General features: G+C 60.5%; 19 protein-coding genes. 10 read left to right on the top strand and 9 right to left on the bottom strand.

Translation table 11 applies throughout. The annotated features are described in order from the left end of the window. Positions 1–182: 182 nt before the first annotated feature. Genes V6B15_RS01690 through V6B15_RS01675 form a run of 4 tightly spaced genes read right to left on the bottom strand, consistent with a single transcriptional unit; the run spans position 183 to position 5,274 of the window. Positions 183–2,081, bottom strand: a complete 1,899-nt coding sequence (locus V6B15_RS01690) for a hypothetical protein (RefSeq protein WP_103022268.1) — start codon at positions 2,079–2,081, stop codon at positions 183–185. A gap of 3 nt (positions 2,082–2,084) precedes the next feature. Further along, on the bottom strand, positions 2,085–2,891 hold the full coding sequence (locus V6B15_RS01685; RefSeq protein ID WP_334199779.1) for a hypothetical protein: 807 nt from the start codon (positions 2,889–2,891) through the stop codon (positions 2,085–2,087). Next, positions 2,888–4,366 (bottom strand): DDE-type integrase/transposase/recombinase, encoded by a 1,479-nt coding sequence (locus V6B15_RS01680; RefSeq protein WP_063511386.1) that lies wholly within the window; start codon positions 4,364–4,366, stop codon positions 2,888–2,890. Before V6B15_RS01680 ends, V6B15_RS01685 begins: the two co-directional genes overlap by 4 nt. Then, positions 4,363–5,274, bottom strand: a complete 912-nt coding sequence (locus V6B15_RS01675) for a hypothetical protein (protein WP_103022265.1) — start codon at positions 5,272–5,274, stop codon at positions 4,363–4,365. Before V6B15_RS01675 ends, V6B15_RS01680 begins: the two co-directional genes overlap by 4 nt. Before the next feature lie 662 nt (positions 5,275–5,936). Here V6B15_RS01675 and V6B15_RS01670 point away from each other — a divergent pair. Then, complete coding sequence (locus tag V6B15_RS01670; RefSeq protein WP_146029769.1) at positions 5,937–6,713, top strand: hypothetical protein; 777 nt, start codon at positions 5,937–5,939, stop codon at positions 6,711–6,713. 35 nt (positions 6,714–6,748) lie between these two features. Here V6B15_RS01670 and V6B15_RS01665 read toward each other — a convergent pair whose 3' ends face one another. Further along, positions 6,749–7,693, bottom strand: a complete 945-nt coding sequence (locus V6B15_RS01665) for a hypothetical protein (protein WP_094062565.1) — start codon at positions 7,691–7,693, stop codon at positions 6,749–6,751. 513 nt (positions 7,694–8,206) lie between these two features. On the opposite strand from V6B15_RS01665, the gene V6B15_RS01655 reads away from it, so the two are divergent. Further along, positions 8,207–8,641 carry an excalibur calcium-binding domain-containing protein gene (locus V6B15_RS01655; RefSeq protein ID WP_332461748.1) on the top strand — a complete coding sequence of 145 codons (435 nt, stop codon included), beginning with the start codon at positions 8,207–8,209 and terminating at the stop codon, positions 8,639–8,641. Positions 8,642–8,659: 18 nt separating this feature from the next. Beyond that, entirely contained in the window at positions 8,660–10,351 is a 1,692-nt protein-coding gene (locus tag V6B15_RS01650; protein WP_094062564.1) for a VRR-NUC domain-containing protein, read from the top strand. A gap of 35 nt (positions 10,352–10,386) precedes the next feature. On the opposite strand, the gene V6B15_RS01645 is transcribed toward V6B15_RS01650, so the two are convergent. Both V6B15_RS01645 and V6B15_RS01640 read right to left on the bottom strand, forming a co-directional pair. Next, a complete protein-coding gene (locus V6B15_RS01645; protein ID WP_094062563.1) occupies positions 10,387–10,815 on the bottom strand; it encodes a hypothetical protein in 429 nt (142 codons plus the stop codon). Beyond that, a complete protein-coding gene (locus V6B15_RS01640; protein WP_157726781.1) occupies positions 10,805–11,275 on the bottom strand; it encodes a Panacea domain-containing protein in 471 nt (156 codons plus the stop codon). Before V6B15_RS01640 ends, V6B15_RS01645 begins: the two co-directional genes overlap by 11 nt. A 272-nt stretch (positions 11,276–11,547) precedes the next feature. On the opposite strand from V6B15_RS01640, the gene V6B15_RS01635 reads away from it, so the two are divergent. After that, a complete protein-coding gene (locus tag V6B15_RS01635; protein ID WP_063505053.1) occupies positions 11,548–12,057 on the top strand; it encodes a GIY-YIG nuclease family protein in 510 nt (169 codons plus the stop codon). Between the two features lie 106 nt (positions 12,058–12,163). On the opposite strand, the gene V6B15_RS01630 is transcribed toward V6B15_RS01635, so the two are convergent. Beyond that, entirely contained in the window at positions 12,164–12,499 is a 336-nt protein-coding gene (locus V6B15_RS01630) for a helix-turn-helix domain-containing protein (protein WP_334199778.1), read from the bottom strand. A 13-nt stretch (positions 12,500–12,512) separates the two neighbouring features. Between V6B15_RS01630 and V6B15_RS01625 the strand changes: the two genes are divergently transcribed. The 5 genes from V6B15_RS01625 to V6B15_RS01605 all read left to right on the top strand — a co-directional run bounded on the left by V6B15_RS01625 (position 12,513) and on the right by V6B15_RS01605 (position 16,245). After that, positions 12,513–13,328, top strand: coding sequence for an 8-oxoguanine DNA glycosylase (locus V6B15_RS01625; protein WP_082835505.1), 816 nt, complete (start codon positions 12,513–12,515; stop codon positions 13,326–13,328). 248 nt (positions 13,329–13,576) lie between these two features. Continuing rightward, positions 13,577–13,789 (top strand): hypothetical protein, encoded by a 213-nt coding sequence (locus V6B15_RS01620; RefSeq protein WP_063505038.1) that lies wholly within the window; start codon positions 13,577–13,579, stop codon positions 13,787–13,789. After that, a complete protein-coding gene (locus tag V6B15_RS01615; RefSeq protein ID WP_094062562.1) occupies positions 13,786–14,976 on the top strand; it encodes a PfkB family carbohydrate kinase in 1,191 nt (396 codons plus the stop codon). The genes V6B15_RS01620 and V6B15_RS01615 overlap by 4 nt, the downstream gene beginning before the upstream one ends. Next, entirely contained in the window at positions 14,973–15,563 is a 591-nt protein-coding gene (locus V6B15_RS01610) for a 7-cyano-7-deazaguanine synthase (protein ID WP_063505036.1), read from the top strand. Before V6B15_RS01615 ends, V6B15_RS01610 begins: the two co-directional genes overlap by 4 nt. Further along, positions 15,550–16,245 (top strand): hypothetical protein, encoded by a 696-nt coding sequence (locus tag V6B15_RS01605; protein ID WP_063512753.1) that lies wholly within the window; start codon positions 15,550–15,552, stop codon positions 16,243–16,245. Before V6B15_RS01610 ends, V6B15_RS01605 begins: the two co-directional genes overlap by 14 nt. 39 nt (positions 16,246–16,284) lie before the next feature. Here the strand turns inward: V6B15_RS01605 and V6B15_RS01600 are convergent, their stop codons facing one another. Then, on the bottom strand, positions 16,285–20,001 hold the full coding sequence (locus V6B15_RS01600; protein WP_334199777.1) for a hypothetical protein: 3,717 nt from the start codon (positions 19,999–20,001) through the stop codon (positions 16,285–16,287). Between the two features lie 633 nt (positions 20,002–20,634). Between V6B15_RS01600 and V6B15_RS01595 the strand changes: the two genes are divergently transcribed. Next, a complete protein-coding gene (locus tag V6B15_RS01595; protein ID WP_082835580.1) occupies positions 20,635–21,858 on the top strand; it encodes a TolC family protein in 1,224 nt (407 codons plus the stop codon). The last annotated feature ends 2 nt before the right edge of the window (positions 21,859–21,860 follow it).

Raw genomic sequence — 21,860 nt, 5'->3', positions numbered from 1 at the left:
GATTCCAACTGGAATCAAAGGATGTTTTCACAACCGCGTTGGGGCCGATTGCAGTAGTTTTCCCTCAGATCAACCTATTTCTGCAGATACACGCTCACCCTCCGCATCCAAAGTGCGCCATCTATCGGGGAGGCAATGGGAATCCGGCGGCTGGCCGCAGAGGCACGTGGCCAAGGGGTAAGTTAGAAAATCAACGAGAGTTGTGCGTCGCGCATCAGCGTTGCCCGATTGATCAGTTCGAAAGCATGAACTCGGTCCCAACCACCCGGAACGATCTCTCGGACCCGCGCGGCACTCAGGAGGCGCGAGGTCCGCGTCGGATCCAGGTCGAGATGCTTCGCTATCTCCGAGGTTGCCACGACCTCTCCGGCACGTTTGGCGACAAGCTCAAGGGGAAATAGCTTTGGATTGATGCCCGTGCTGGCGATACCGTCCAGCATGCCGGAACTCGTCGCCGAGCAATTCAACACTTCATAAGCATCGGATTGGCAGATCTTAGATGACAAGCCGCACAAAGAGGGCGCCCCCTTGGCGGCCACTTTTCCGATGAGATCTTTCGCGGAACTTTCGTCGATCTGAAGCCGCTTGGCTAACTGATTATCATCTCCCGGCTCGAGCTTTGCCGAAATTCGGCCAAGCGCTACCGCACTCAGGACGTCACCCCAGGGCTTCAGTCTACCCGAGACCAGTCGCATCAGATCATATAAAGCGACCGTCGCAACGTGAGGTGCGGGCTGCTTCAGAGATGTCTCATCGCAGAAGCGATCGGCGGCTTGTTTAGAGAAGAAGTAGCCCGATCCCGGCAGGCTGAGCGCGGTGGGGATGAGGTGCCCCCGTATTACGCATTGCTCGATGGCATATGTCGGAAGCCCGAAACGCGAGGCAACCGATGATGCGCTCACTCGGGTTTTCCACGCTTCAGCGAATGCCAGCAATTCTCGCACCTGGAAAGCGGGAAGCAATCTATTACCATGAGCGCGATACCTCCGGGTGATCAGGCACGCTTCCCACGCGGCGCGAAGCGTGTCGTCTTCCAACCCTGAAATCGCAGAAGCCTCTCTTAGCCCGACGATCCGATCGAGTTCGTCGCCACAAGTTGAGTGGTTCATTGCCCTGATGCTCGCGTATTCCGCCTCGGCCGCATCAATAGCCGACTCTGCCCCCAAGGCTGCGTAGGTCTGCATTAGCGGCGGAAGGATCGGGCCTGTGGGTGACGCACTGAACTCTATGTCATCCAGACCAGTCGGCCAGCTTTGGACGGCTTTGCAAGCTCGATGGAGGCGGATCACCTGCGGGTCACTATCCTCTTCCGTGGGCGAGGGCTTCATATGCTTCGCTAGCCCTAAGATAACGTCAAGCAGTGCCTGCGGATCAGCCCTCCCGAGATCACTCGGGAGTAAGTCGAATACTGACGCGCGTTTCTTCTCCGTGCAGCGCACTAGACATGAGATAATCTCGAGTGCTGGCCGCAGTCCCTCGGATACGTTCGACGTCGATCTGTCGGCCAGCCTTCTCCCGCACTCGTCGCAACGATCGACGGGCGTGAGCGTCCTGACCCACCCCTGCGCCTGCGGAGGCTGTGATCGGCACGCATCGCAGTGTTGCAGCAGCATGTCCCAGGTCACCGGGCAGAAGGGGAGGAACTTCAGCTCCCAAGCAGCGAGATGATATCCACGGTCACGAAGGAACGTCGGCGAATATCTCCTTGCACGGCTTTCGATGCTGCCTGCCGAAACGATCATTCCGAAGTATTCCCGGGCTCCGTTCTCCTTTTCGGGATATTGTCTGGCGGCTACCTCTTCGCGGGTGACGCCCAGCGCCTCCGCGAGTGCGCCGATATCGATGTCGGGATCCTCGGACACCAGCACCCGATTTCGGTGCTTGAGCCCGACTTCCCGCAGGACCGTCCAGCTGTTCGGCGCGCCGGCGAGTTCACAGGCTCGGGCCATGCCGCCTCGCAGGGATTCCCCGTCTCTGAAGGAGAAGGAAACCCTGTCCCGATAGAGCAGCCGACGAGGAGCCTCGTCTGTCGAACGTTCCCTGCGCAGCAGTTCCTGCGAGATATCGGCGAGAGCGAGCATGCTTCAGGCTGCTTCGAGGAGGAGGCGCTCTAGCGGGTTGGTATCGCACAGGCCGAGCGAGATCGACCAGTCATCGACTGCGATTACGAGATCGTCGACAGAGATGAAATCGCGGTCGTCGTGGATCGAGATGCGCAGCGCCTGGATGTCCTGGGAGTCGGTATCGGTCCGGGTCGCGACGGCGGCGGTGTCCTCGACTTCCTCGGGCGTGAGTTCGACGTAGCGCCGCAGTGACGCCGCCGTCGATTTATCCGCCAAGGCTCGGCCGAGGAGCTGGCGGTTTTTCACCGACGCCTTCTCATTCACGTTCGAGATCATGTCGAACAGCTTGGCGCGGAAAACCGCCTGCTCCTCCTTAGAGCAGAATTCGTCGGCCTCGATGTTCGCCAGCTCCATGCACTTCTCGTGCAACCAGACAGGAACGCCTTCCATGTCCGGATTGTCGCACTTGAGCGTTACCCAGCGCTTGTGCTCGCCGAATGGGATCCAGAGATGGACTACCCCGAGGTTATCTGGATCGAATTTCAGCTTGCCACGTGCGGTGACCTTGCGGTGCGGATTTTGGTTCCTGCGGGGCTGCTTCGGTGTGACGTCTCCTTCGGGAATGGCGCCGCGCTCGAAGAGCCCGACGATCTCACCCATTTCATGGCACGAATACCGGTTGTGCATGAAAACGACCCCGGTCGCGTAGACGGCAGCGTCGAACTTCACGCAGCCCATGTTGCGATCGAACTCGTCGAGATCCGCGATGACATTGGGCGCGCGAGTAGCGGTGGCCTTGCGCCACATCAGGAGAGGTTGCCGGCTCATAGGCCTTCGTGCCTTTGGATATTGTAAGTGAAGCATGCCCGATCGAGGAGGTCGCGCGCCGTGGAGATTGTGCAGAGGATCTGCTTGTCCGGATTAAATCCGAACTTGCGCATCAGCTCGATGTCGTAATTGTGGCTCGGCAACTTCTTGAACAGCATCTGGAGCATTGTCCCGATGGTTCTTTCGATGAGCGCCTTGTGAGTGGGATGCTCCTTCCCGGTGAAGTTGACCTGGATGTAGGCTTCCGCGCACGCGTCCTCGAAATGACGGGAGTGCGCGCCTGCGGAATTGTCGACCTTGATGCGGTCGGGACGGAGTCTGACGAAAGGCAGGTCCGGGAATTTCTCGAGCAGATCAGCGGGAACCTCCTTGATCGAGTTGGCGTGCCTGACGGTGCGCAGCAGGGAGGCGCTCGAAGCCGCCTCGGCGCACAGATCCCATCCGACCAATGCCGTTGTGCTGCATTCGGCCATCAGTGACATCGTGGCCGAGCCCATGCCGATGCCGGTGTCGTCATCGACGAGGAAGACGTTGGGGACGGGCGTTTCGTCGGCTTCACACAGCGAACCGAAGGACGGGCGCTCGCTGAACCCACCACCACCGTAGCGAGCGCGCTTTCCCCTCTCGGTAGTCGCGAGGCCGAAGAGCTTCGGGGTGCGCATATCGCGGACCCGGCGCCAGAAGGTGGTGTAGTGAACGGCCTTATAGGGTGTCGACGGCCTGGGATATTCTGCGGCCTCGTCGCCGACGCTCCAGGCTCCGTCCTCGCCTTCGATGAGCATCGGACGGTCGAGTGGTTTACCATTGTTGACCTTCCACAGGTCTGCGACGTAGCAATCGTAGAAGCTCTGGATCTGATTCTGATCGTTCGCGAGACAAGCGGACATGATGTGATAGAGGATCAGCTCGACCGGGTGTCTGCTGACGATCGAGCGCAGGTAGCGACCGGCCATCGACACGCCATCGCGGGGCTTGCGTCTCCCTGGCTCCCCTCGCTCTCGCATCCATTCGCGCACGGTTGTGGGATGCGGAACCCAGCCCGTGGGATTCAGTGCAATGATTTCCGGCTGGGCGATCGCTCGCCGGATGACCGGAAACATGGCGTCGTCGGACAGGGAGCCGCAGTTGTCGTCGCAGAAGAGGCTGATCGCGACCCGCAGCGGCGATTTCGCGTCCATCGTCCGGCACTGCTCGGCGTCCAGTTCCATGTTTCGCGCAAGCCGCCGGCTTTCGTTGCTGGAGGGCTTCGAGCGGAAGATGATGCCGTCCTGTGCGAAGATGGCATTCATCTCAGCCGTGGTGGGCTTGCGGGGATGTCCGTTATCGTCATCGACCATGAAGTCGGGATAGGAAGCGCCGTAGGGGGCACGATATGTGACCGCGTGGTCGGGATCGACGCGTTCGAAGTAGTAATCGCGGGCGAGGATCTCGACGGGATCCCCTTTCTCTTGAAGGTAGGCGAGAGGTGTTGTCATGCTGCTATCCCTTCAAATCCCGGCAGCGCTCGCGACGCGACGATCGGCGTGGGACTTAGAATGGTGCGGTCGTGGAATGGCTTATCGAAGTCGACGGTGAACAGTCCGCCGGCGATGAGACGCTCGACGACCGCATTGCCGTGCTTGCGATCATGCGGCGCGACGAGGCTGATCAGGTCGCCCCATCTCACCTGCTGCATTTTCGCTCGGACTGCCTGCGCTCGCGAACTCTCATCGTGGGTCAGCGCCATCGCGCGACGTCCGAATATGTTGGCGACGTTGTGTTCACGCCATCTCGAACCGCGAATATCCTCGAGGTAGCGGATGGAGAACTCCCAGCCACACCTGCGGACGAATTCCCGAACTCTCGCCAAGCTGACCTTGTCGTCGGTGCTGAGATCGTCCGGAGTGCGTTTGACCTCGACGATCTCGATCCGACCATCGCGGTAGAGGATCGCGAGATCGGGACGATAGGTGAAACGTGGCCCGCCGAATGCGATGTCGAATTTGTAGGGATGGCATTTGAACTGGACGATGTTGCCATCGACCTCGCACTGCATGGCGAGCAGTTCCTCTCCCCTTCCCTCGCCGACTTCCGTCATTCCGGTCTTCACCGAAGGCATGCGGAAACGCAGATGGAGACCTCCGCGCGTCACCACTGGTCTCTCCGTCCCGCCGTGGCGGAACACCACGATGTGGCCGAGCGGAGGATTATCGGTCTCGCCAGTGCCGGTCCGAACAAGCCGGCGACCGTCCGCTGGCTGGGCTTCATCCCGAAGATCGGGGATGGCCTGAGATCTTTGCGGATGGCTGATGGTCACGACACGGACCTCCCGCTGACCGGGGTCCACCGCCAAGGGGAGGTGCGCCGCGAACGCATCGCCGAGATGCTCGGGTGTCGGTTCCATCGCGGCATCGGCGGGATGGAGCGGGCTGAACCAACTCGCGTAGCGGTGAGATCCGCCCGAACGTAGTTCGTGTGCCCATGTTCCGCATTTTTCCGCTCGGCAGATCCGCGATCATGATCGCGCTCTGAATGCTCGCTATCAGCGAACGGGCATTCACCCTTCGGCTTCCTCTTGTTCGCCGGTGGTTCGATCTCAATGCTCATACACACAACTCCCTTAGTGCGTTGGCATTTAGAAAGTGCGTTTTAGAAAAGCAAGGAGATTCGCATTGGCATGTAGAATTTTTATGTTACCCCGGCAGGTATGGATGAAAAACTGACGTCAGCATTTTCGCTCGCCCGCCACTGTCATATGGTGGCAAGCGAGACATGAAAGGCGGCACATCGGTGTCGCTGCCCAGCTCGCTCCCGGCTACTGATGAAGAGGAGTGGAAGCTACTATCACCTTCCCGGCGCGATCTGGCGCGACGTCGGATCGATGCGATAGAAGGGTGGCGCGACGGTGAACTCGACATTGAAGAGGCATGCCGAACTGCGAACGTGAGCATCAGTCGCTTTTACAGGCTTGCGGCTGCCTGGCGCGACCACCCATCGCTTGGATCTCTCGCGGTGCGCCGAGGGTCAGGCGCGTCCGCTCGGGCTCGACCGTCCAAAGGCGAGGTCGTGAACGCTCTTCAAGCCGTTGTTGGTAAGGTCGTTCGCGCCCACGCCGATGCGTCTGTCGCGCAGTTGACCCGCCACATGGTCGAAGCAGCTGGAGTTGATCCAACCTCCGTGCCGAGCCCAATGGTCTTGCGCCGTATCGTCGAGACAGAGATTCGGCGCGTCAAGGCTACGGGCGAGGCAGGTCACGCTCTGCGCTTCGATTGTTCGGCTATCAGCGCCCCGCAGGGGGATGGTCGGCCTTGGATCTTGTTCGTCGTTCTCGACGTGGGCACGCGGATGATACTCGGCTGGCATGTCGCGGAGAGCGCCGTAGCGCTCCCAGGCTATCAGCGAGCGGCTCGCGATGCCCTGGCGAAACTTGACGATCTGTCCCCACCGATCTGGGCAACGCGACTGACCGAGGTGGAAATCAAGTCCGGGCTCGACAAGGAAGCGACTGCCAAGCTTGTCGAGCGCCTTGACGCAGCCATTGCCGGCAATGTCCAACACGCAGACAGCGACGCTCGCTTCGGTCGATATTTTAAGAAGCTGGTGGGCGGCAAGCTTGGTCTCCTGACCCTGACACCGGCAAGGACGTTGCGCGGAGATGCCCTGCCTCCGAACGGGGATATGACCCCATGGTCGCGTTCGGAGCTTGAGGCCCATTTCGCCATCAAGGCAGCGGAGTATAATGATGAGGTCATGCGAGAGAAGCAGGCTCTAGCTTCCGACGCCCTGAGCAAGATCCCTGCGGATGTGCTCGAACTACTTCAGATGGTTGCCGAGCTACAATGAATCGCACCTCACACCGGACGGCCTTCGCTTGGGACTCAGCCAACGGTAATGTCGAAGGAAACCTGGTTGGATCCGCAACGGCGGTTGTGATCGCTGACGGCCTGGTCGATTGTCGCCATTGCGAAATCTTCACTGATCGCCTCGTCCTGCCGGGAGAGGTTGGCCGCGGAGGTCTTCAACGCCTTCTGGATCTGAAACACGACGCGAATATCCGCCAGCGCGCCTCCGAAGGTCTGCGACATGATCCGCTGGAGCGACCGCGGGTGGCTCTTCAAGTCATCGAGGCCATCTATGCCCAGTGATGGGCGTGCCTCGTTTAGGTCATTCGGACTTAAAAGCAGTGGCCGGGCCATCGCCTTCGTCGAACGCTTACGAAGCAGTTCATCGACCAGGTCCCTGACAGAGGCCGGCCGTGCCGGGTCAAAGGAGACACGATGGGCGAGGATGCACTTTTCCGGCAACGCTACAGCCACAAGGACGAGTGGAAAGGCATCGGGATGCGCCTTCACCACCAACCGCGGCCACATTCGGCCAACCACGATGCGGGGAGCGCCCTCCGCATTCGCGGCCTGGGCATGTCGCTGGCGTATCCAGTTGTAGATCGTTGGGCGGGACGGTGGCTTGGCTCCGACTTCGACGCAACGCTGTTCGACGATCGGCGCCACTTTCGTCAGTTGCGCATCAGCGCCGCTTGCCTCGATGACTTCGGTCGCGATCGCCTTGGCACGTGGGTCGATGCCGTAGTTGCGCGTCGCTCTTCCCCGCTTGGTCACTACGAGCATCTTCGCATTCCGGTGTTCGCACCATGCCTTGACCAGCCGCTGAAACTGGTAACGCGTTATCCCGATCGAGCGAGCGAGGCGAATGGCATCCTCGCCGGTCGGAGACGGCAAGCTCAGATACTTGTCTATGGCGGCTAACCTGCGCTTGGCCTCGGGCACGCGCGTCGGCTCGATACCGGCAAAGTCCGGTTCAGGCATTTTTCCACTCCTAACTATTACAACTGCAAACTTTGGCTCATTCCACTCCCCTCCACCCCAAGAGGGTTGTCGGGCGTCTGCGACCGCGCGCGTTCACCGCGCCTCGATGCGACGGCCATTGAATGGATCGGAAGGTCCGGTAAGAAGTTCGAATGTCGGCACTTCTTCTTCTCGCAGCCGCAGTGTGCCGGCCGGCGAGGCTTTCACCTGCACCCCCGAAGCCGTGTGGGACGGCGATGGCCCCGTATGGTGCCAGGAAGGTCCTCGTATCCGGTTCGCCGGTATTGCAGCCCGCGAGCTCGACGGCTCCTGTTCCGATGGTCACCCCTGCCCCGCAGCCGATGCGATGGTGGCGCGCGACGCATTGGTCGACTTGATCGGCCGCCCCACCGGCACTGGGCGCCACGGTCATGTCCTCGTAGCGGGTCCTCCGATGCGATGTGTTTCGACCGGTTCTGCAGGAGGTGACCGGACAGGCGCATGGTGCACCTCGCCGAAGTCCGGTGATTTATCATGCGCTATGGTTCGCGGAGGTTGGGCCGCTCGGTGGGACCGGTATTGGGGGAGGCACGAATGTCGCTGAGGGATTGGAGCGATCGGAAGAGCGAAAAGCGCGGTTGGTTGATCCGGCTGGAGTTTGGGCTGGTCGCAACGCTTATGTTCGGATCGCTGGTGATCGCAGTTGCTTCGCTTGTGTGGGCGGCCGCCGCTTCGGCCCATCCCGGAGGTCTCGCGGCCGACGGATGTCACAATGATCGCAAGAACGGTGGTCGTCATTGCCACCGCGCTCAGGCCTCGCAAGCACGGGAGCGTCGGCCAGCAAGCGGGGCTGTATACTATGCGAATTGCGCCGCGGCACGTGCTGCGGGGGCAGCACCCGTCAGGAGAGGCGACCCGGGATATGCCAGGCACCTTGATCGCGATGGCGATGGTGTCGGCTGTGAGTAGTTTTCGCACGCGAGCGGGATGGTCGACGTGAAAGGTCTTTGGCGCAGGCTCGCCGAACTTGCATCTGCTCCGACAGCGGAAACCCCGCGGGCCCCTCCCCCGCAACCCAAGGACCCTACGCGCTGCGCGCTTGACTTCTTCTCCGATCGGTTTCTCACCATACGAGATCTTGGCTTTTTCGGGCAGTTTTCCCGCTCGCCGAATGGCCGTTATGTCGTTGGCTGGTCGGATCGCAGTCCGGATGGCAGTAGGGGCGGCCACCGGTATGACGGAGAGGGGCGATGGATCCTGCTCGAGGGCGATCGTCTGATTGCACAAGGCAACCTTCAGCGTCCCCAGGACGGTAAGGTCGCAGACGACGGCACGGTATTGATAAGCGACTGGTTGTTCGGGGATGGGCTCGACGGAGTGCTCGCTGGCTTCTCGAGCGAGGGACAGCAGCTTCTACACCACGTCTTAGCGGCCAACATCAACGATCACGCACTCTCTCCTGACGGAAGGATGGCGATCTGCCGGACGCTCAATTCTCCGGGGAGCAGTGATAGTTGCAAGCTGATCCTGTTCGATGTGCATGCGGGACGGGAACTCGCCCGATGGGATCCGGAACCCGTATCCGTAGCCGGCTATGAATTCGATACCGATGCTGACCTGGTTCACGTCGTCACGGAGGATGGGGATCGCGCGGCTTATGACTTCACCGGTCGATTGGTGAATGCCACTGAGTGGCAGCGTGCTCGGATTGGGCGCGGTGACCTCAACGTGATCAAGCCAGCCATCGAGCTTGCCGGGCCAGACGCTGCGTCCGGAGACATCGCGGCGATTCTGCAGGGCCTCGCCGTGGCATGCAGCACCGACGCTGATTGGCTTCGTGCAAGAGCCTTTCGAGCCAAGGGCGAACTACTCGAGAAACTGGATCGCGATGCCGAAGCGCTGGAAGCGTATGAGAGCGCGCTGTTGCTTGACCCTCAGGTCGGCGTTTTCAGGCGTTCGGAAAAGTTGCGGCGCGCAGTTGGGGGGACGTCGAAGACGAAGCCACCGCGCAAGAGACGTCTGGAGAAGCAGGCTGACCGGTTCGGCATGAAGCATGAGGTCGTCGAACTTGAAAAGGGCGAGAACAAGCTATGGAGGAGTGCCGCCTTCCGCGAATGGACGTCGATCGAGAATGCCGCGCTAGAGCACTACCTCGATGGAGGGTGGAGCGGGGCCGCAGCCGAAGGAGGCTTGATCCTCACGGTTATCAAGGCCGCGTCCTTCGCTAGGCTGGCGGAGCGTAACGCCGACACCTACATCGAGGCGCTGTATGCGCAGAACGTCGCGTTCGATGAGGATCGATATGCCATCGGCGATCTGCTGGCGAGCGTCAGGCGAGCGGACATCGGGCAACTGCGAAGGAACTGGGCTCTGATATCCAAGCGTTCAGGGGAAACCCCTGCATTCTATCCGGGCGTCTGGTGGGATGGCGTGGAAGGCCTCTTCAAGGCGCTCGGCAACGAACGCCTCGCCGCCATTGCGGATCGTTTTTCTTCTGCGCCCTACGACCTGAGGGCGGGCTGGCCGGATCTCACGCTCTGGCGCGCCGACGAGGTTCGGTTCGTCGAGGTCAAAGGCCCCTCTGACTCCATACACGCAAGTCAGGCGCGACTAGTCCGCGATTTGCTCAATCCGTTGGCGCATCACGTGACGCTAGCAGAAATCATACAGGCCACATGACCTTGGAGATGCGTGAATGTGAGAGAAAATTGCACTCACTTCTTGTTCTTCCTCCAGGGAAACACCTCATGTTTACGGTCGAGCCAGACAAGGTAGAACACCGATTCCTCGATCACGCCATGCATTCGTGCAGTGTTGCTTCGATCCACTCGGATCTCATGCATTCGGTAGTCCTTCCCGATCGTGTCGGGTCTCGTAAATCGCTTCGCCGGGCGCACTTCGCCTCGATGCGGAGAGCAAAGGCTGGAATTTCGAAGTGTCGTGACATCCATCGTTCGCAGTTTCTCGACCACTCCGACGAAGCTCTTGAGATCAGCCTTGTTCCAGCTCGAAAGGCATTCCGTCTCTGCCCTGTAATGGGCGAAACTCACCGTTACCCCTTCATGATCTTCTAATGACCCCAAGGATGGGCGGGGATCTTGCCGGTCGGTGCGCATACGGCCCTTCTCGGAGTTATGCGGCATCCTTGATCTTCTCCCTGTAGAAGCTCTTCATGGCGGCCTTGGGGATGATCTTGTCGCTGGGTGCCAGAGGTGCGAGGCCCTTTCGAGCGGTGTGCCAGGGGCCGCCCGGCTCCTTGGCGAGTTCGTCCAGCTTGAACGGCATGTAGCAGCCATAATCCCTCTGGATGCATTCTAGCATCTCGAGTTTGCTACCCTTGATCGTGCGGCTGTTCTCGATGTCCGGTAGGCTCGCGACATCCATGTGCTCGAAGCGCTCGTAGATCGCGGGAATTATGGGACCTGTGCCCCAGGCTTCGAATTCCTCTTCGAACATTTCGTGCCCGGTATTGGCCAGATACCAGGCCTGTGCGAAGTAAAGGAGCCGGTGGACAACGTCGGTGGTGATGACTTCACCCATCCTTCGGTCGATCCGATTGATAAACCAGTCTGCGACATCGTGGGCATCGATCTTACGGGCCATATCTTCCATCTCTTTGTTTTCCTTTCCAAGATGAACTTCAATCCCGAAATTTCCGTAAAAACAGTCCTCGGTTTATCGATGGCTAGATCCAGGCGTCGCCCAGTCGAAAAATGACGAAAACGCCTGAAGGCTGACCGCCCAGCACGCCGAGCGCGTCGAAGGTGCTACGATTTCCCAAGGCGAGCCCGCTGTCGCCTTCGAGGGAAGCGAACTGCTAGCCGCGTCTTGCGGTCACGGCTCGCAGACGTCTGGTTGTGTGCTAGATGGCGCGAATGGCGGTTTATTTCATTCTGGAAGAGAACGACGCTGATTGGCGAATGAAGATCGGGCGATCACGCAACCCGCAGGGTCGCGGTCGCGCCTTGCAGACCGGAAACTCGCGGCAGCTCAAATTGGTCGGTTGGATTGATGACGGATCCGACGCTGTGATGGAGGCTCGTCTGCATGCCAAGTATGCGTTGGCCAATGTGAATAGAGGTAGCGAGGTCGCGGCGCGGGAATGGTTCTACCTGCAACCGGCCGATATTCTTGCCGATCTCGCACACGCGGGTCGTTTCGGTTTCGTTGCCAAGAACGCGGACGCGTTCGAGATTGTGGGCTACGACCGCGATGCGGTTCCCGAGTATGTCGGCGTCTGGGACTGGGCAGACTTGGAGATCGACGAATGCTGCCCGTTCTGCGGTTGCTTTTGCGGGATGCATTTCCAGGACGCATCCTGGATGTATCACTGCATGAATTGTGACGCATTGACCGATTTCGAGGGAGGCGGAAACCTTCCCTGATGTGTGAAACGCCGAAGGCGGGACGACGGCGACGTGAGCAGCTGACTGAGTTCGGCGGCCCTGCAACCTTCTAAACTACCCCAGGCGCTTGGCTGTCACGGGCCGATTAGGGTCCTTCTTCCGACGCTAGCGCGCGGCGTTGCGGGCGACGCCCCTCCTGCGCCAATAACCGATTAAGCTTGGCTACGTCGCGCTCGATCCGACGCGTGAGACGCATGAGTTCATCGGCGCGCTGCACCGGAGGCGGAGGATACTGGTTCAGCCATGCGTCAATAGCGTCATGCATGCCATTCGTAAGAGCTGCGGTTCCTCGCACGACCTTGCTGTAATGCGGCTGCGTTATTCCGAGCTGCTCCGCGACCGCGTGCTGGGTGAATCGACGGGCCAGGCGGGCGCGCTCCATCTTTTCCAGAAGACTTCTTGCTGCCGAATCGGAATGCATATAATATGCATATATGCATTCTTTAGCCCTCTCAACCGACCAGATCGTCTACGCGTTGAAAGAAGAGGCATTCCTCGAATTGCGCTTGCCTCCCGCGTCCACCGGGGTCGGCATTTCGGAGTTACAATGGGGAATGCATGACCATCCCAAGACGCCGGCCTACTGGGCGGCGCAATCCTGGATGTGGGGGTTGGAGGCACCAGGGCATTACAAGCTCGGCAACTCTCTGGAGGACGAGATAATCGCTTGCCTTCTGGGTGGCTACGGCATTCCAGCCGAAGTCGGTATCGCCGCTTACGAGCGCATTAGATCCGAATGCGATGGACTTTATGAGGCCCTGGCGGATGAGGGCTTTGTGCTGGATCTGCTGAGCAGGCCGCTCGAGGTCAGGGGGCGGAAGGTGCGTTACAGGTTCGCGCGGCAGAAGGCGCACTTCCTGGCATCTTCGTTTCAGGCTCTGCCGGAGATCGACCAGGGTCTTCCCGATCGTGCTCTGCGCGACGGGATCATGACCCTCAAGGGAATTGGCCCGAAGACGGCGTCGTGGGTCGTGCGCAACTGGCGGGACAGCGACCTGGTCGCCATCCTCGATATTCATATCGTTCGCGCCTGCGAACATATGGGCCTCTTCGAGCCCGGCTGGACGGTGGAGCGTCACTATCTCGCCATGGAGGAAGCATTCCTCGCTTTTGCGGAGCTGATCGGAGCGCGCCCCTCGCTGCTCGATTCGGTCATGTGGAACGTCATGCGTGAATTGGCCAGGCAGCCAGTCATCGATCGCAGGCTGGAACCGACAGCCGATCTTCCTCTCTTTGCTTCGGTCAACTGAGTATTCCGCTGAAATGAACATGTTCGCGGTTGACGCGCGTGCGCACCGGACATCATTCTTCCTTTCAAGGGAGAAGTATAATGTCTGGAAGAGGGCCGGATTCGGGAACGGATCACAATCGCAATTCGATCGGCAGCGGTGGCTCACCTGGTAGCGGATCCGGAGCGGGTGGGGGCTCCGATGCTGACGACTGTCTCTTCGTCCAGACCGCGCCTCTCTCCAGTCCGGTCCCAGCCGTCGTTTCGGGCTTGAAGGTCGGCGATGTGCTTGAGGTGGATCTTCAGAATACTCCCTCCGGTAATCGCTTGGTGGTGAGCACCGCGGGCGGACAAGCTGCAGGTTCGCTCACACACCCCGGCCACTTGAAGATCATCCAGTGCATTGGCACCGGACACATCTACAAGGCGACGGTCGTCCAGAAGACGGGCGCCCTCATTGCCTTGAGGATCGAACCGAAATGACCGCTGTCGTCGGCGGTGTTTACGCCGAGGAATGCCTCGAACCGTTCTGGAACGATGTATACGGGTCGGGCGGCCGCGCGGCAGCCGCGCTTTCGGGCTGGTGCGATGATCTGAAGCTCGTCACCTATCGGTCATCGGCGTTGGCAGATGGGCTGGAAAACCTGTCGGCCATCTATGGTTTCCCGATCGAAGGCCCCGAGGTCCGGGATGCGGTGAGTTTTCGATATATCCATTCTCTCGATGAGCCCAGGATCGCACCTCGGCCCGATTCCATTAGCGTCCACCCACCGATCGAAGTCAGCGGCGACGTCGTTCTACGGTTCGGAATGCTCGAAGGGGATGCGAGGGTGACAGCCCGCCGGGCAGTTTACGACCCGCAATCGGCCTTCGATCCCCGGCCGTTCCACGAGAATGGATCCACGGCAGACGAGCTCGCCCTCATCCTCAACGCTTTCGAGGCAAGGCGGCTGACGAACGAGACCGAGCCCGAACGCATGGTCGAAGCATTGATCGAGAAGCAGGATGCCAGCATCGTGGTTCTCAAGCTTGGCGGTCATGGAGCGATAGTCGCGACGCGAACTTCGCGAACCCGGGTTCCTGCCTACCGCAGCGACACGGTATGGAAGCTGGGCGCCGGGGATGTCTTCTCGGCTGCTTTCACAAAGTTTTGGGCATGCGATGGCCTGGAACCCACGGAAGCTGCCGATCTCGCTTCGAGGTCGGTATCCGTATATGCATCGACCCGCTCATTGCCGATCCCCGCGAAGAAGGAACTCGCGGCGCTGGACCTCTCGCCCGTCACGCCGTCGAGCGGACGGGTTTACATCGCAGCACCGTTCTTCACTTTGGCTGACCTCTGGCTCGTCGAGGAGATCAGGCAGCGTCTGCTCGACATGGGCGTTGGCGTTTTCTCGCCGTTGCACGATGTTGGCTTGGGAACGGCGCAGGAGGTCGCGCTGCGAGACCTCGAGGGACTGGACCAAGCCGATGTCGTGTTGGCAGTCCTCAGCGGTTCAGATCCAGGGACGATATTCGAGGTTGGATATGCGGTGGCGAAAGGCAAGCCCGTCATCTGCCTAGCCCAGAACATGCGCGACGAGGATGCCAAGATGCCAGAGGGCAGCGGGGGCCTGATCGTATCGGATCTCGTGACCGCCATCTACCATTCGATCTGGGCGCTGGCATGAAGGGACTGCTTCTCTCGGGCGGCATGGATTCGATTGCGCTTGCTTGGTGGCTGAGGCCCGAGCAAGCCATCACCGTCGATTACGGACAGCTTGCAGCGATCGCCGAAACGCGAACCTCGCGTCAGGTATGCGAGGAGCTGGGCATCGGGCATACGGTCATCGAAGCGAGATGTCCCGAGCTTGGCTCGGGCGACATGGCGGGCGACGCGCCGCACCAACTGGCGCCGGTTCCCGAATGGTGGCCATTCCGAAATCAGCTGCTGGCAACATTGGCCGGCATGAAAGCCGTTCAATTGGGCGTAACGGAGCTGATATTCGGAGCGGTTCGAGGCGACGGTTCGCATGCCGATGGCCTTCCCCGGTTCTTCGAAGACCTGGACCGGTTGATGTCCGGGCAAGAGGGAGGCCTGAACGTGACAGCGCCCGCGATCGGGATGTCCACCGAAGAGCTGATCGTGAAGTCGAAGGTTCCGCGATCCGTCCTGGCATGGGCGCATTCCTGTCACAGGGGCGATCTGGCCTGCGGCGACTGCAGGGGCTGCTACAAGAACGCGGAAGTGATCGCGAACGTATATGGGGATCTTTGACGAGCCTCGACCGGTCGCGGGCGTAGAAGCTCCGACGAGATCCTGGCCGGCGTTCGAGCACGTCATTCCTCTGACCCGGCGGATCCTGACCGGTTCTGACAATTTCTTCGAGGTATTGGCTAGGCGCGGCTCCGCGCTGGGAGGTTCTGTCAGCGAGCGCGAACTGTCCTCTGTTCTGTGGCATGCTATGCTTCTTCGAGAACGGAACAATAATTCGAGATTCGGCGAGTGGGAGAGCCGCGCGGCCCCGTCCGCAGGGGGTCTCCACTCGCTCGGCATCGCCTGTCTTCCCATCGACGGCTCGCCTTGGTGCGGATTATATGATCCTGAAGCACACGAACTTCGGAGCTCCTCCTCTTTCGAAACCGCCGTCTCGCTCAATCGGAACGAGATAGACGAGATTTTGAGCTCGAAGCACGGGATCACCCTTCAATTCATCGGTGATCGTCGACGCTACGAAGCGTGTTACCAAAATTGGGAATCGCTGTTCTGGCGGGACGCTGGGGCACTTCTCGGTATCATCACGATGATCGCAACCGCGCTGGATCTCGAAGCGACGCCTGTTGGGCGAAACGGAAGCGACATCGTCGCGGCAGCTGGTTTCCCCACCGAATACCTGGCGGGCGGTGCAATCCATATCGGCTCTGCAGGGACAACCGACGAGACTGGCAAGGGGCATTAGGAAGCGGGCTATCCGCGTAATGGCGAGCCGGTTTCACCGTCAGCGTCGAGAAGCGACGAAGGGCGAGAGATCCGCGACCGATGTGATGACGTCGAAGGCCTGTCGCAAGGCGGCATTGAATTGCATCGGGACCAGTGACGACGTGACGAGCGCGGATACCAGAGAGACATCCCCGGCCTCCAGGCGGGTGACTTTCGCTAGGTCTTCGAGATGATCCCTCAACACCGCAATGCGGTCCGTGTGCTTGACCGTCGGCCCCCTTTTTGCGCCCTCCGCCGACCTCGGTGAATATTCCGAGAGGCGTTCGGCGATTTCGCCGACCGTCCGGTCGGCGCGGAGACGTTTGCATTCTATGGCGAAGACGCGGCCGTCAGCGGGTCGCCAGGCCAACACATCGACGTCGCCGTTTCGCTTCGTGCCTCCCAGCCGCGTCATATCGACCTCGGCGATTGCCTCCAGCCCCATTGCTTCAAGGTCGTCTCTGACCTTCTGGTTGAACGCGTGCCCCCTCTCGTCAATGACAGCGCCTATCCAGCTCCGCATCTCATCACTGCGATAGAAATCGACGGGCAGTCCGCCCGAATGCGCACGCAGAGCGTAGGTCAGGGCATGGTCCAGGAGGATTGGGGACCGCACAAGTTCGGGATTGTCTCTACCGTCGAGATTTATGACCGGCCGCGCCAGAAGGCTGAGGCGGCGCGCATGGCGCCACGGCCACCAGTCCCTGGCGGTCGCGCCCTCGGGCTTCTTCTCGTCCCACTTGGGCCGAGGTCGCAGCGACCATGCATCGAGAAGAGCACCAATTCCGTCTCGATCGATTTCGAGCTTGTCCTTGGCTAGCTGGACCAGTTCGGAACGACGCATCCGCACGATGTCTCCGCCTCGTTCGAGTGCGATCAGACCGACGAATGACACCATGTCGGCCATGCCCAAGGGATCGACGCCGTATTCGGCCAGGAACGCTGCATCGAATGCCGCGTCCCTCTTTTCCGCATACTCGTCCCGCTCCAATGTTTCTGCACGTCGATATATATCAGCGTAATCGCCAGCAGCGGCTTCGAATTGCTCCTGGGACGATGCACGCAGGTAAGGGGTATGAACTTGTTCGGCGAAATCGTTTTCGAAGCGGAGTGTGCCATTCGGCATCACCGCGAGTTCGGAAGCGAAGCCATGGTGGATCTCGTCACTTCGGGACGCGATCGCATTCATCAAGGAGATTTCCGCCATCATCTGATCGAAGTCGTAGACCGAGCACTTGCGCCCATGCTCCGTAGGCGAGGTGCACAGCGCCATTTCAGCCAGGACCCGTGAGCACAGTCCCGCTTCGGCTCGCTCGCTTTCAAGGTTGATGGCGACCCGGACACCCTCTTCGGGGAGATGGAGCGAGAGAACCGCCGCAGCCGTCGTTCGCCATCGGTTCCTGTCCTTGTCCACCGCATGATGATGGCGAAGCGCCATCTCGATAACGTTGGCCCTGTCCAGGTCTTTAAGCCTCGTTCGGATACTGGCCCATAGATCGTCCACCAAACCAGCGAGGAACTTGGTTGCTTCGAGGCCGCGAACTACATTCGTTTCGTCGTCGGCACCGACGCTTGCCAGTCCGACTTCGGCCCACGCCCGGACCTCCGGTTGCACCTTCCGAAGCGGATGATGGACGGCTTTGGCGATCACCATCTGCGTGATCGTAGCAGCGTTGAACACGTGAAGATGGCGCGCTGCGTCATCCTTGACTATCTCGCGTTCCACCGCATCAGCGCACGCAGACGGGTCTTGGTTTGCCAGGCCGGCGGCACCCGAGGCGATCGCCCGCACCATCCATCGGTCGCCCTGATTACCCGGTTGGCCGAAAGAACGAAGATAGGGTTCCGCGCAGGAGATCCGGATCGTCCCGCCGCCGAGGGAGACATTGGGCGGCTCGATTTTTCCTTCCTCTGCCAGCAGTTCCTGCTCATCAATCCGTCCGAATGTCAGGACTACCTCGATATGTCTCGGCAATTCTTCACCCAGATGGATTTCGAGTTCTGGCGCAAGCGGGATGAGCCAGTTCTGTGCCATGTCCCATACTCGAAAGGGGAGCGATCCGGCAGTGATTGGGTCAATGGCCTCTACCGTCAGCCACCACGTTGTCCTGCTGCCCTCTATTGCGACTGCAGGGTGGCCATGACGCAGATCGTCAACGCTTACGAACGCGCTTTCGGTGCTGGCCGCCTCGAACAAGGGCAACGCGGAAGGGCGCTGCACCTCCGCCCGATAGCCTCTCGAAGGACGCGCGACGCTATGCTTGTCGAGCGCCTGCCGAATCCGGATGCGCAGCTTGCTGAGATGATCGGTTCCCATCTGGATCATGGATGGCGCCGAGTGATCGACCTGCTCGGGCAGAAGCGTGAAATCCTGCTCTTCGACCATGCCGTAGAGGTTCATGAACCCATTCGGATTGAACAGCTGGATGCCTCGCCGTGCGAGTTGATCCTCCTGCTCGAGAACCCTGAAAATGCGCAATGCATCGATCTCCCCGGCGGATGCCAGAAGCGAAAGGTCGTCGTAACCAAGCCCGACGATCTGCCAGCAGTCTGGAGGTCTTCCGTGATCGGCGACCACACCGCGGCCCTGTCCACCGAAGACCAGCAGCGTCATGCCGCGCAAGTAGTCATCGCGCGCGCTGCACTCTGCCGCTGCTTGCCTCATCAGCCTTCGGACAGGCGCTGAAACGTCCTGGACCGAACGGAAGCCTTCCGCGATTACGTCATCTGGGCGGTCCGGCACAAATATGACCTGACAATAGGCTCCCGCATCGAACCTGCATAACTGGACCACGCAGTGACTTTGGACATCCGACCAGGGTGGAGCGGCAGGGCTCAGGTCGAGTCCGCGCACAGCGTCCCCTACCGCCCCCAAGAATTGATGTTCGGTTAGATGTCCTTCGTAAGCATCCCCCGCTTGGTTATCCCTCGCGAGTTCCAGTGCGCGGCGGCGGACCGCCGCGCCAATTGCCGTGGGAAGCAGCACCACGATGCCATCTTCCGTTCGCGAGACGGGCCACCGCTCGAGGCTTGTCCAGTTGATGGTTTCGTTCCGCAAGAGCTGCGGATCGATGCGCGAGAAGTCGAAAGGGAGAAGGTCGAACGGTTCCACACCGATCGCGCGCAGTTCCGCCTCGGTGAAGGTGACAGCTGCGCATGCACGTAGTGCCTTCGCGGTATCGAACCGAAATCGGTCGCGCGCCTTGCCCTCACCAGCTTGGTAGCGTCGCAGTCCTGCTCGCTCCGCCACCGCCTCGCCAATTGCCAACAACGCGTTTGCCTGCCGCATTCCGTGCTGGGCCCATTCGTGACCATCTGCGATTGCGCTGTTGAGCGCAGAGAGACAGCTCTGGGTATAGGCGGCGTTCGCTTCCCAGGTTCCTTCGAGGATGCGGAAGTCGCCGGCCCCTGTGGTAATGTTGGAGACGAAGACGTCTTCGGAGGGATCCTCCAGACGCCATACGGCCCCGCGCGCGAGGTCATTATTGAGGAAGTCGCGGATCCGCGCAGCCGAGGGTTTTTCTTGTCCACCGCAGTGTGCAGCCGCCAAGTGGGCGAGCACTTCCAGTCGAAGGATACCGCCTTGAAGGCTGGGATCGACCATAAGCCCTGCGACCATGCCGCAAGTTGCGTTTCGATCGAGCTTGCGCAGCCGTCGGCACAGCCGCTCATGCGTCGCCGTTAGAGATTCGATATCGAGGACCGCTCCCGCCGTCGCCATTGCTTCCAGTTCCATGCCACGTAGATGGCTGGGCTTGTCGCGTTAGGCAATCGGACACGCTCGTCCGGTAATATAGCTACGGTATACTACCCGACTCCTGACATGATTGACGCCGAGGAAAGTCGACGTGCGCACGCAGGGAATTCTGGGGTTGTTGCGGTTATGTAAAATGAATGCAGATCACAGCCCTCCAACGCTTGCTTCGCGCCGCACAATCGTATACCGCAAGCGCGATGCGCCAGGTTCGCTTCCTGTTCTTGTTGATACTGCTGGTAGTCTCGCATGGCGGGCTGCCTGGGGCGATTCCGCATCTCGAAGCGGCTCATGCGCATGATACGGTTAGTGCAGCGCACGCGCATGACCACAGATCCGCAGATGTGGTCGAGGTTGAGCCGCAATCGGACGCATTTGCTTCGGACGAGCTTGTCCCACATGCTGCGTCTCACTCGCATGGCTCTATCACTTTGCCAGATGACGCTGCGCTTGTGCCGAATGGCACGCTTTCGAGGGTTCTTCTGCGTCCTGGCGAATCTGCCCCCCTCGTCGGCTATCCGTCGGCCCCTCTGACGCAACCGCCTTCAGCCTGATCTCTGAATTCGGCCCGGTTTTCGGGCTGCTTTTCGTTCAGATGATCAGGAGTAATTTATCATGCACGTGTCCACGCGTGCCGCCCTTTTGGCGGCCACGTTGCTGTGGGCGAACGCGGCATCAGCCCAAACGTTCACCCTAGAAGAGGCCGTCCGAAACGCGGTCGCTCACTCACCCCAAGGCGAAGCGGTCGCCGCGCGCCTCGATGTTCTGGATGCGGCCAGAGCAGCTGCCGACACCCGGCCTGCGCCGTCCATTGATGGGACAGTAGAGAACATCGGGACGCCCGGCTTCTCACAGTGGCAGGTCGACGGAACCTACAACCAGCGCATTGAGCGTGGCGGCAAGCGCGCTGCCCGGGTCGGCGTGGCCATGGGTGACATCGAATTGGCTGAAGCCGAGGCCCTGGTCAGGCGCCTGGATCTCGCGCGCGAGGTTCAGGAGCTGTATGTCGAGGCCCAATCCGCCGCGCTGACCCTTGAGCTGGCCAAGAGCAGGGTCGAGATTGCCGAGACGCTCGCCAAGGAGGTCCAGCGAAGGGTCGACGAAGCACGCGATCCTCTGTTTGCCGGCACACGCGTCCGCACGCAGTTGGCAGAGGCCCGTGTAGACCTCGGTCTGGCCGAGCACGCCTACACGGCGGCCTTGGCACGCTTGGCCCTGCTGACCGGCGGTGATCCCGAAGGGATGGACGTCGTGACTACCGGCTTTCTCGATCCATCAGAGGTCGTAGTCGGGCCGGTCGATCTGACGCCGGTCGATCTCGCGGTATTCGAAGCACGCCGCGATCGTGCAGACGCGAACTATCGACTTCAGCGGGCCAATTCTCGCACCGACCCAACCGTCTTCGCTGGACCACGTGTCTTCGGCAACGGGGATGTTGCTCTGGTTGCCGGGTTCTCACTGCCCCTTCCTAATCGCGCTCTGAACCGTGCCAATATCGATCGCGCAGCTGCGGAGCAGCGGCAGGTCGAGGCCGACCTGGGCGTGGAGCGGTTCGAGCTTCGGCGACGGATCGCATTGGCCGCTGAGCGTGTCGAAGAGGCCCGTCATGAGGCCGAAGCGATACAGGAGGCGGTCGTTCCTGGAGCGGAACAGACGCTCCGGGAGGTGAGGGCTGGCTACAATCGGGGAGGGTTTACCTTCCTCGATGTGTCCCTCGCCCAGACGGCCTTGCACGACGCCCGTGTGCGGTTCGTCGACGCTCTGGCGGAATATCATCAGGCCAAGGTCGATTACGATCGACTGACTGGCCGCTTCATCGAAATTGTTGGGGGATACTGATC

It is taken from the genome of Qipengyuania sp. Mu-71 (assembly GCF_036867055.1).
Lineage (GTDB): Bacteria > Pseudomonadota > Alphaproteobacteria > Sphingomonadales > Sphingomonadaceae > Qipengyuania > Qipengyuania profunda.
Note: the sequence above shows the minus strand (reverse complement) of the source record. Positions and strands in the feature narration are given on the sequence as shown.

What these genes read in the sequence shown, in the direction of transcription:
- V6B15_RS01630 (WP_334199778.1), bottom strand. Translation starts at nt 12,499, where the DNA reads ATGCATTCCGATTCGGCAGCAAGAAGTCTTCTGGAAAAGATGGAGCGC.
- V6B15_RS01605 (WP_063512753.1), top strand. Translation starts at nt 15,550, where the DNA reads ATGGGGATCTTTGACGAGCCTCGACCGGTCGCGGGCGTAGAAGCTCCG.
- V6B15_RS01610 (WP_063505036.1), top strand. Translation starts at nt 14,973, where the DNA reads ATGAAGGGACTGCTTCTCTCGGGCGGCATGGATTCGATTGCGCTTGCT.
- V6B15_RS01685 (WP_334199779.1), bottom strand. Translation starts at nt 2,891, where the DNA reads ATGAGCCGGCAACCTCTCCTGATGTGGCGCAAGGCCACCGCTACTCGC.
- V6B15_RS01640 (WP_157726781.1), bottom strand. Translation starts at nt 11,275, where the DNA reads ATGGCCCGTAAGATCGATGCCCACGATGTCGCAGACTGGTTTATCAAT.
- V6B15_RS01625 (WP_082835505.1), top strand. Translation starts at nt 12,513, where the DNA reads ATGCATTCTTTAGCCCTCTCAACCGACCAGATCGTCTACGCGTTGAAA.
- V6B15_RS01650 (WP_094062564.1), top strand. Translation starts at nt 8,660, where the DNA reads ATGGTCGACGTGAAAGGTCTTTGGCGCAGGCTCGCCGAACTTGCATCT.
- V6B15_RS01675 (WP_103022265.1), bottom strand. Translation starts at nt 5,274, where the DNA reads ATGGAACCGACACCCGAGCATCTCGGCGATGCGTTCGCGGCGCACCTC.
- V6B15_RS01635 (WP_063505053.1), top strand. Translation starts at nt 11,548, where the DNA reads ATGGCGGTTTATTTCATTCTGGAAGAGAACGACGCTGATTGGCGAATG.
- V6B15_RS01655 (WP_332461748.1), top strand. Translation starts at nt 8,207, where the DNA reads ATGCGCTATGGTTCGCGGAGGTTGGGCCGCTCGGTGGGACCGGTATTG.
- V6B15_RS01680 (WP_063511386.1), bottom strand. Translation starts at nt 4,366, where the DNA reads ATGACAACACCTCTCGCCTACCTTCAAGAGAAAGGGGATCCCGTCGAG.
- V6B15_RS01600 (WP_334199777.1), bottom strand. Translation starts at nt 20,001, where the DNA reads ATGGAACTGGAAGCAATGGCGACGGCGGGAGCGGTCCTCGATATCGAA.
- V6B15_RS01645 (WP_094062563.1), bottom strand. Translation starts at nt 10,815, where the DNA reads ATGCCGCATAACTCCGAGAAGGGCCGTATGCGCACCGACCGGCAAGAT.
- V6B15_RS01690 (WP_103022268.1), bottom strand. Translation starts at nt 2,081, where the DNA reads ATGCTCGCTCTCGCCGATATCTCGCAGGAACTGCTGCGCAGGGAACGT.
- V6B15_RS01595 (WP_082835580.1), top strand. Translation starts at nt 20,635, where the DNA reads ATGCACGTGTCCACGCGTGCCGCCCTTTTGGCGGCCACGTTGCTGTGG.
- V6B15_RS01665 (WP_094062565.1), bottom strand. Translation starts at nt 7,693, where the DNA reads ATGCCTGAACCGGACTTTGCCGGTATCGAGCCGACGCGCGTGCCCGAG.
- V6B15_RS01615 (WP_094062562.1), top strand. Translation starts at nt 13,786, where the DNA reads ATGACCGCTGTCGTCGGCGGTGTTTACGCCGAGGAATGCCTCGAACCG.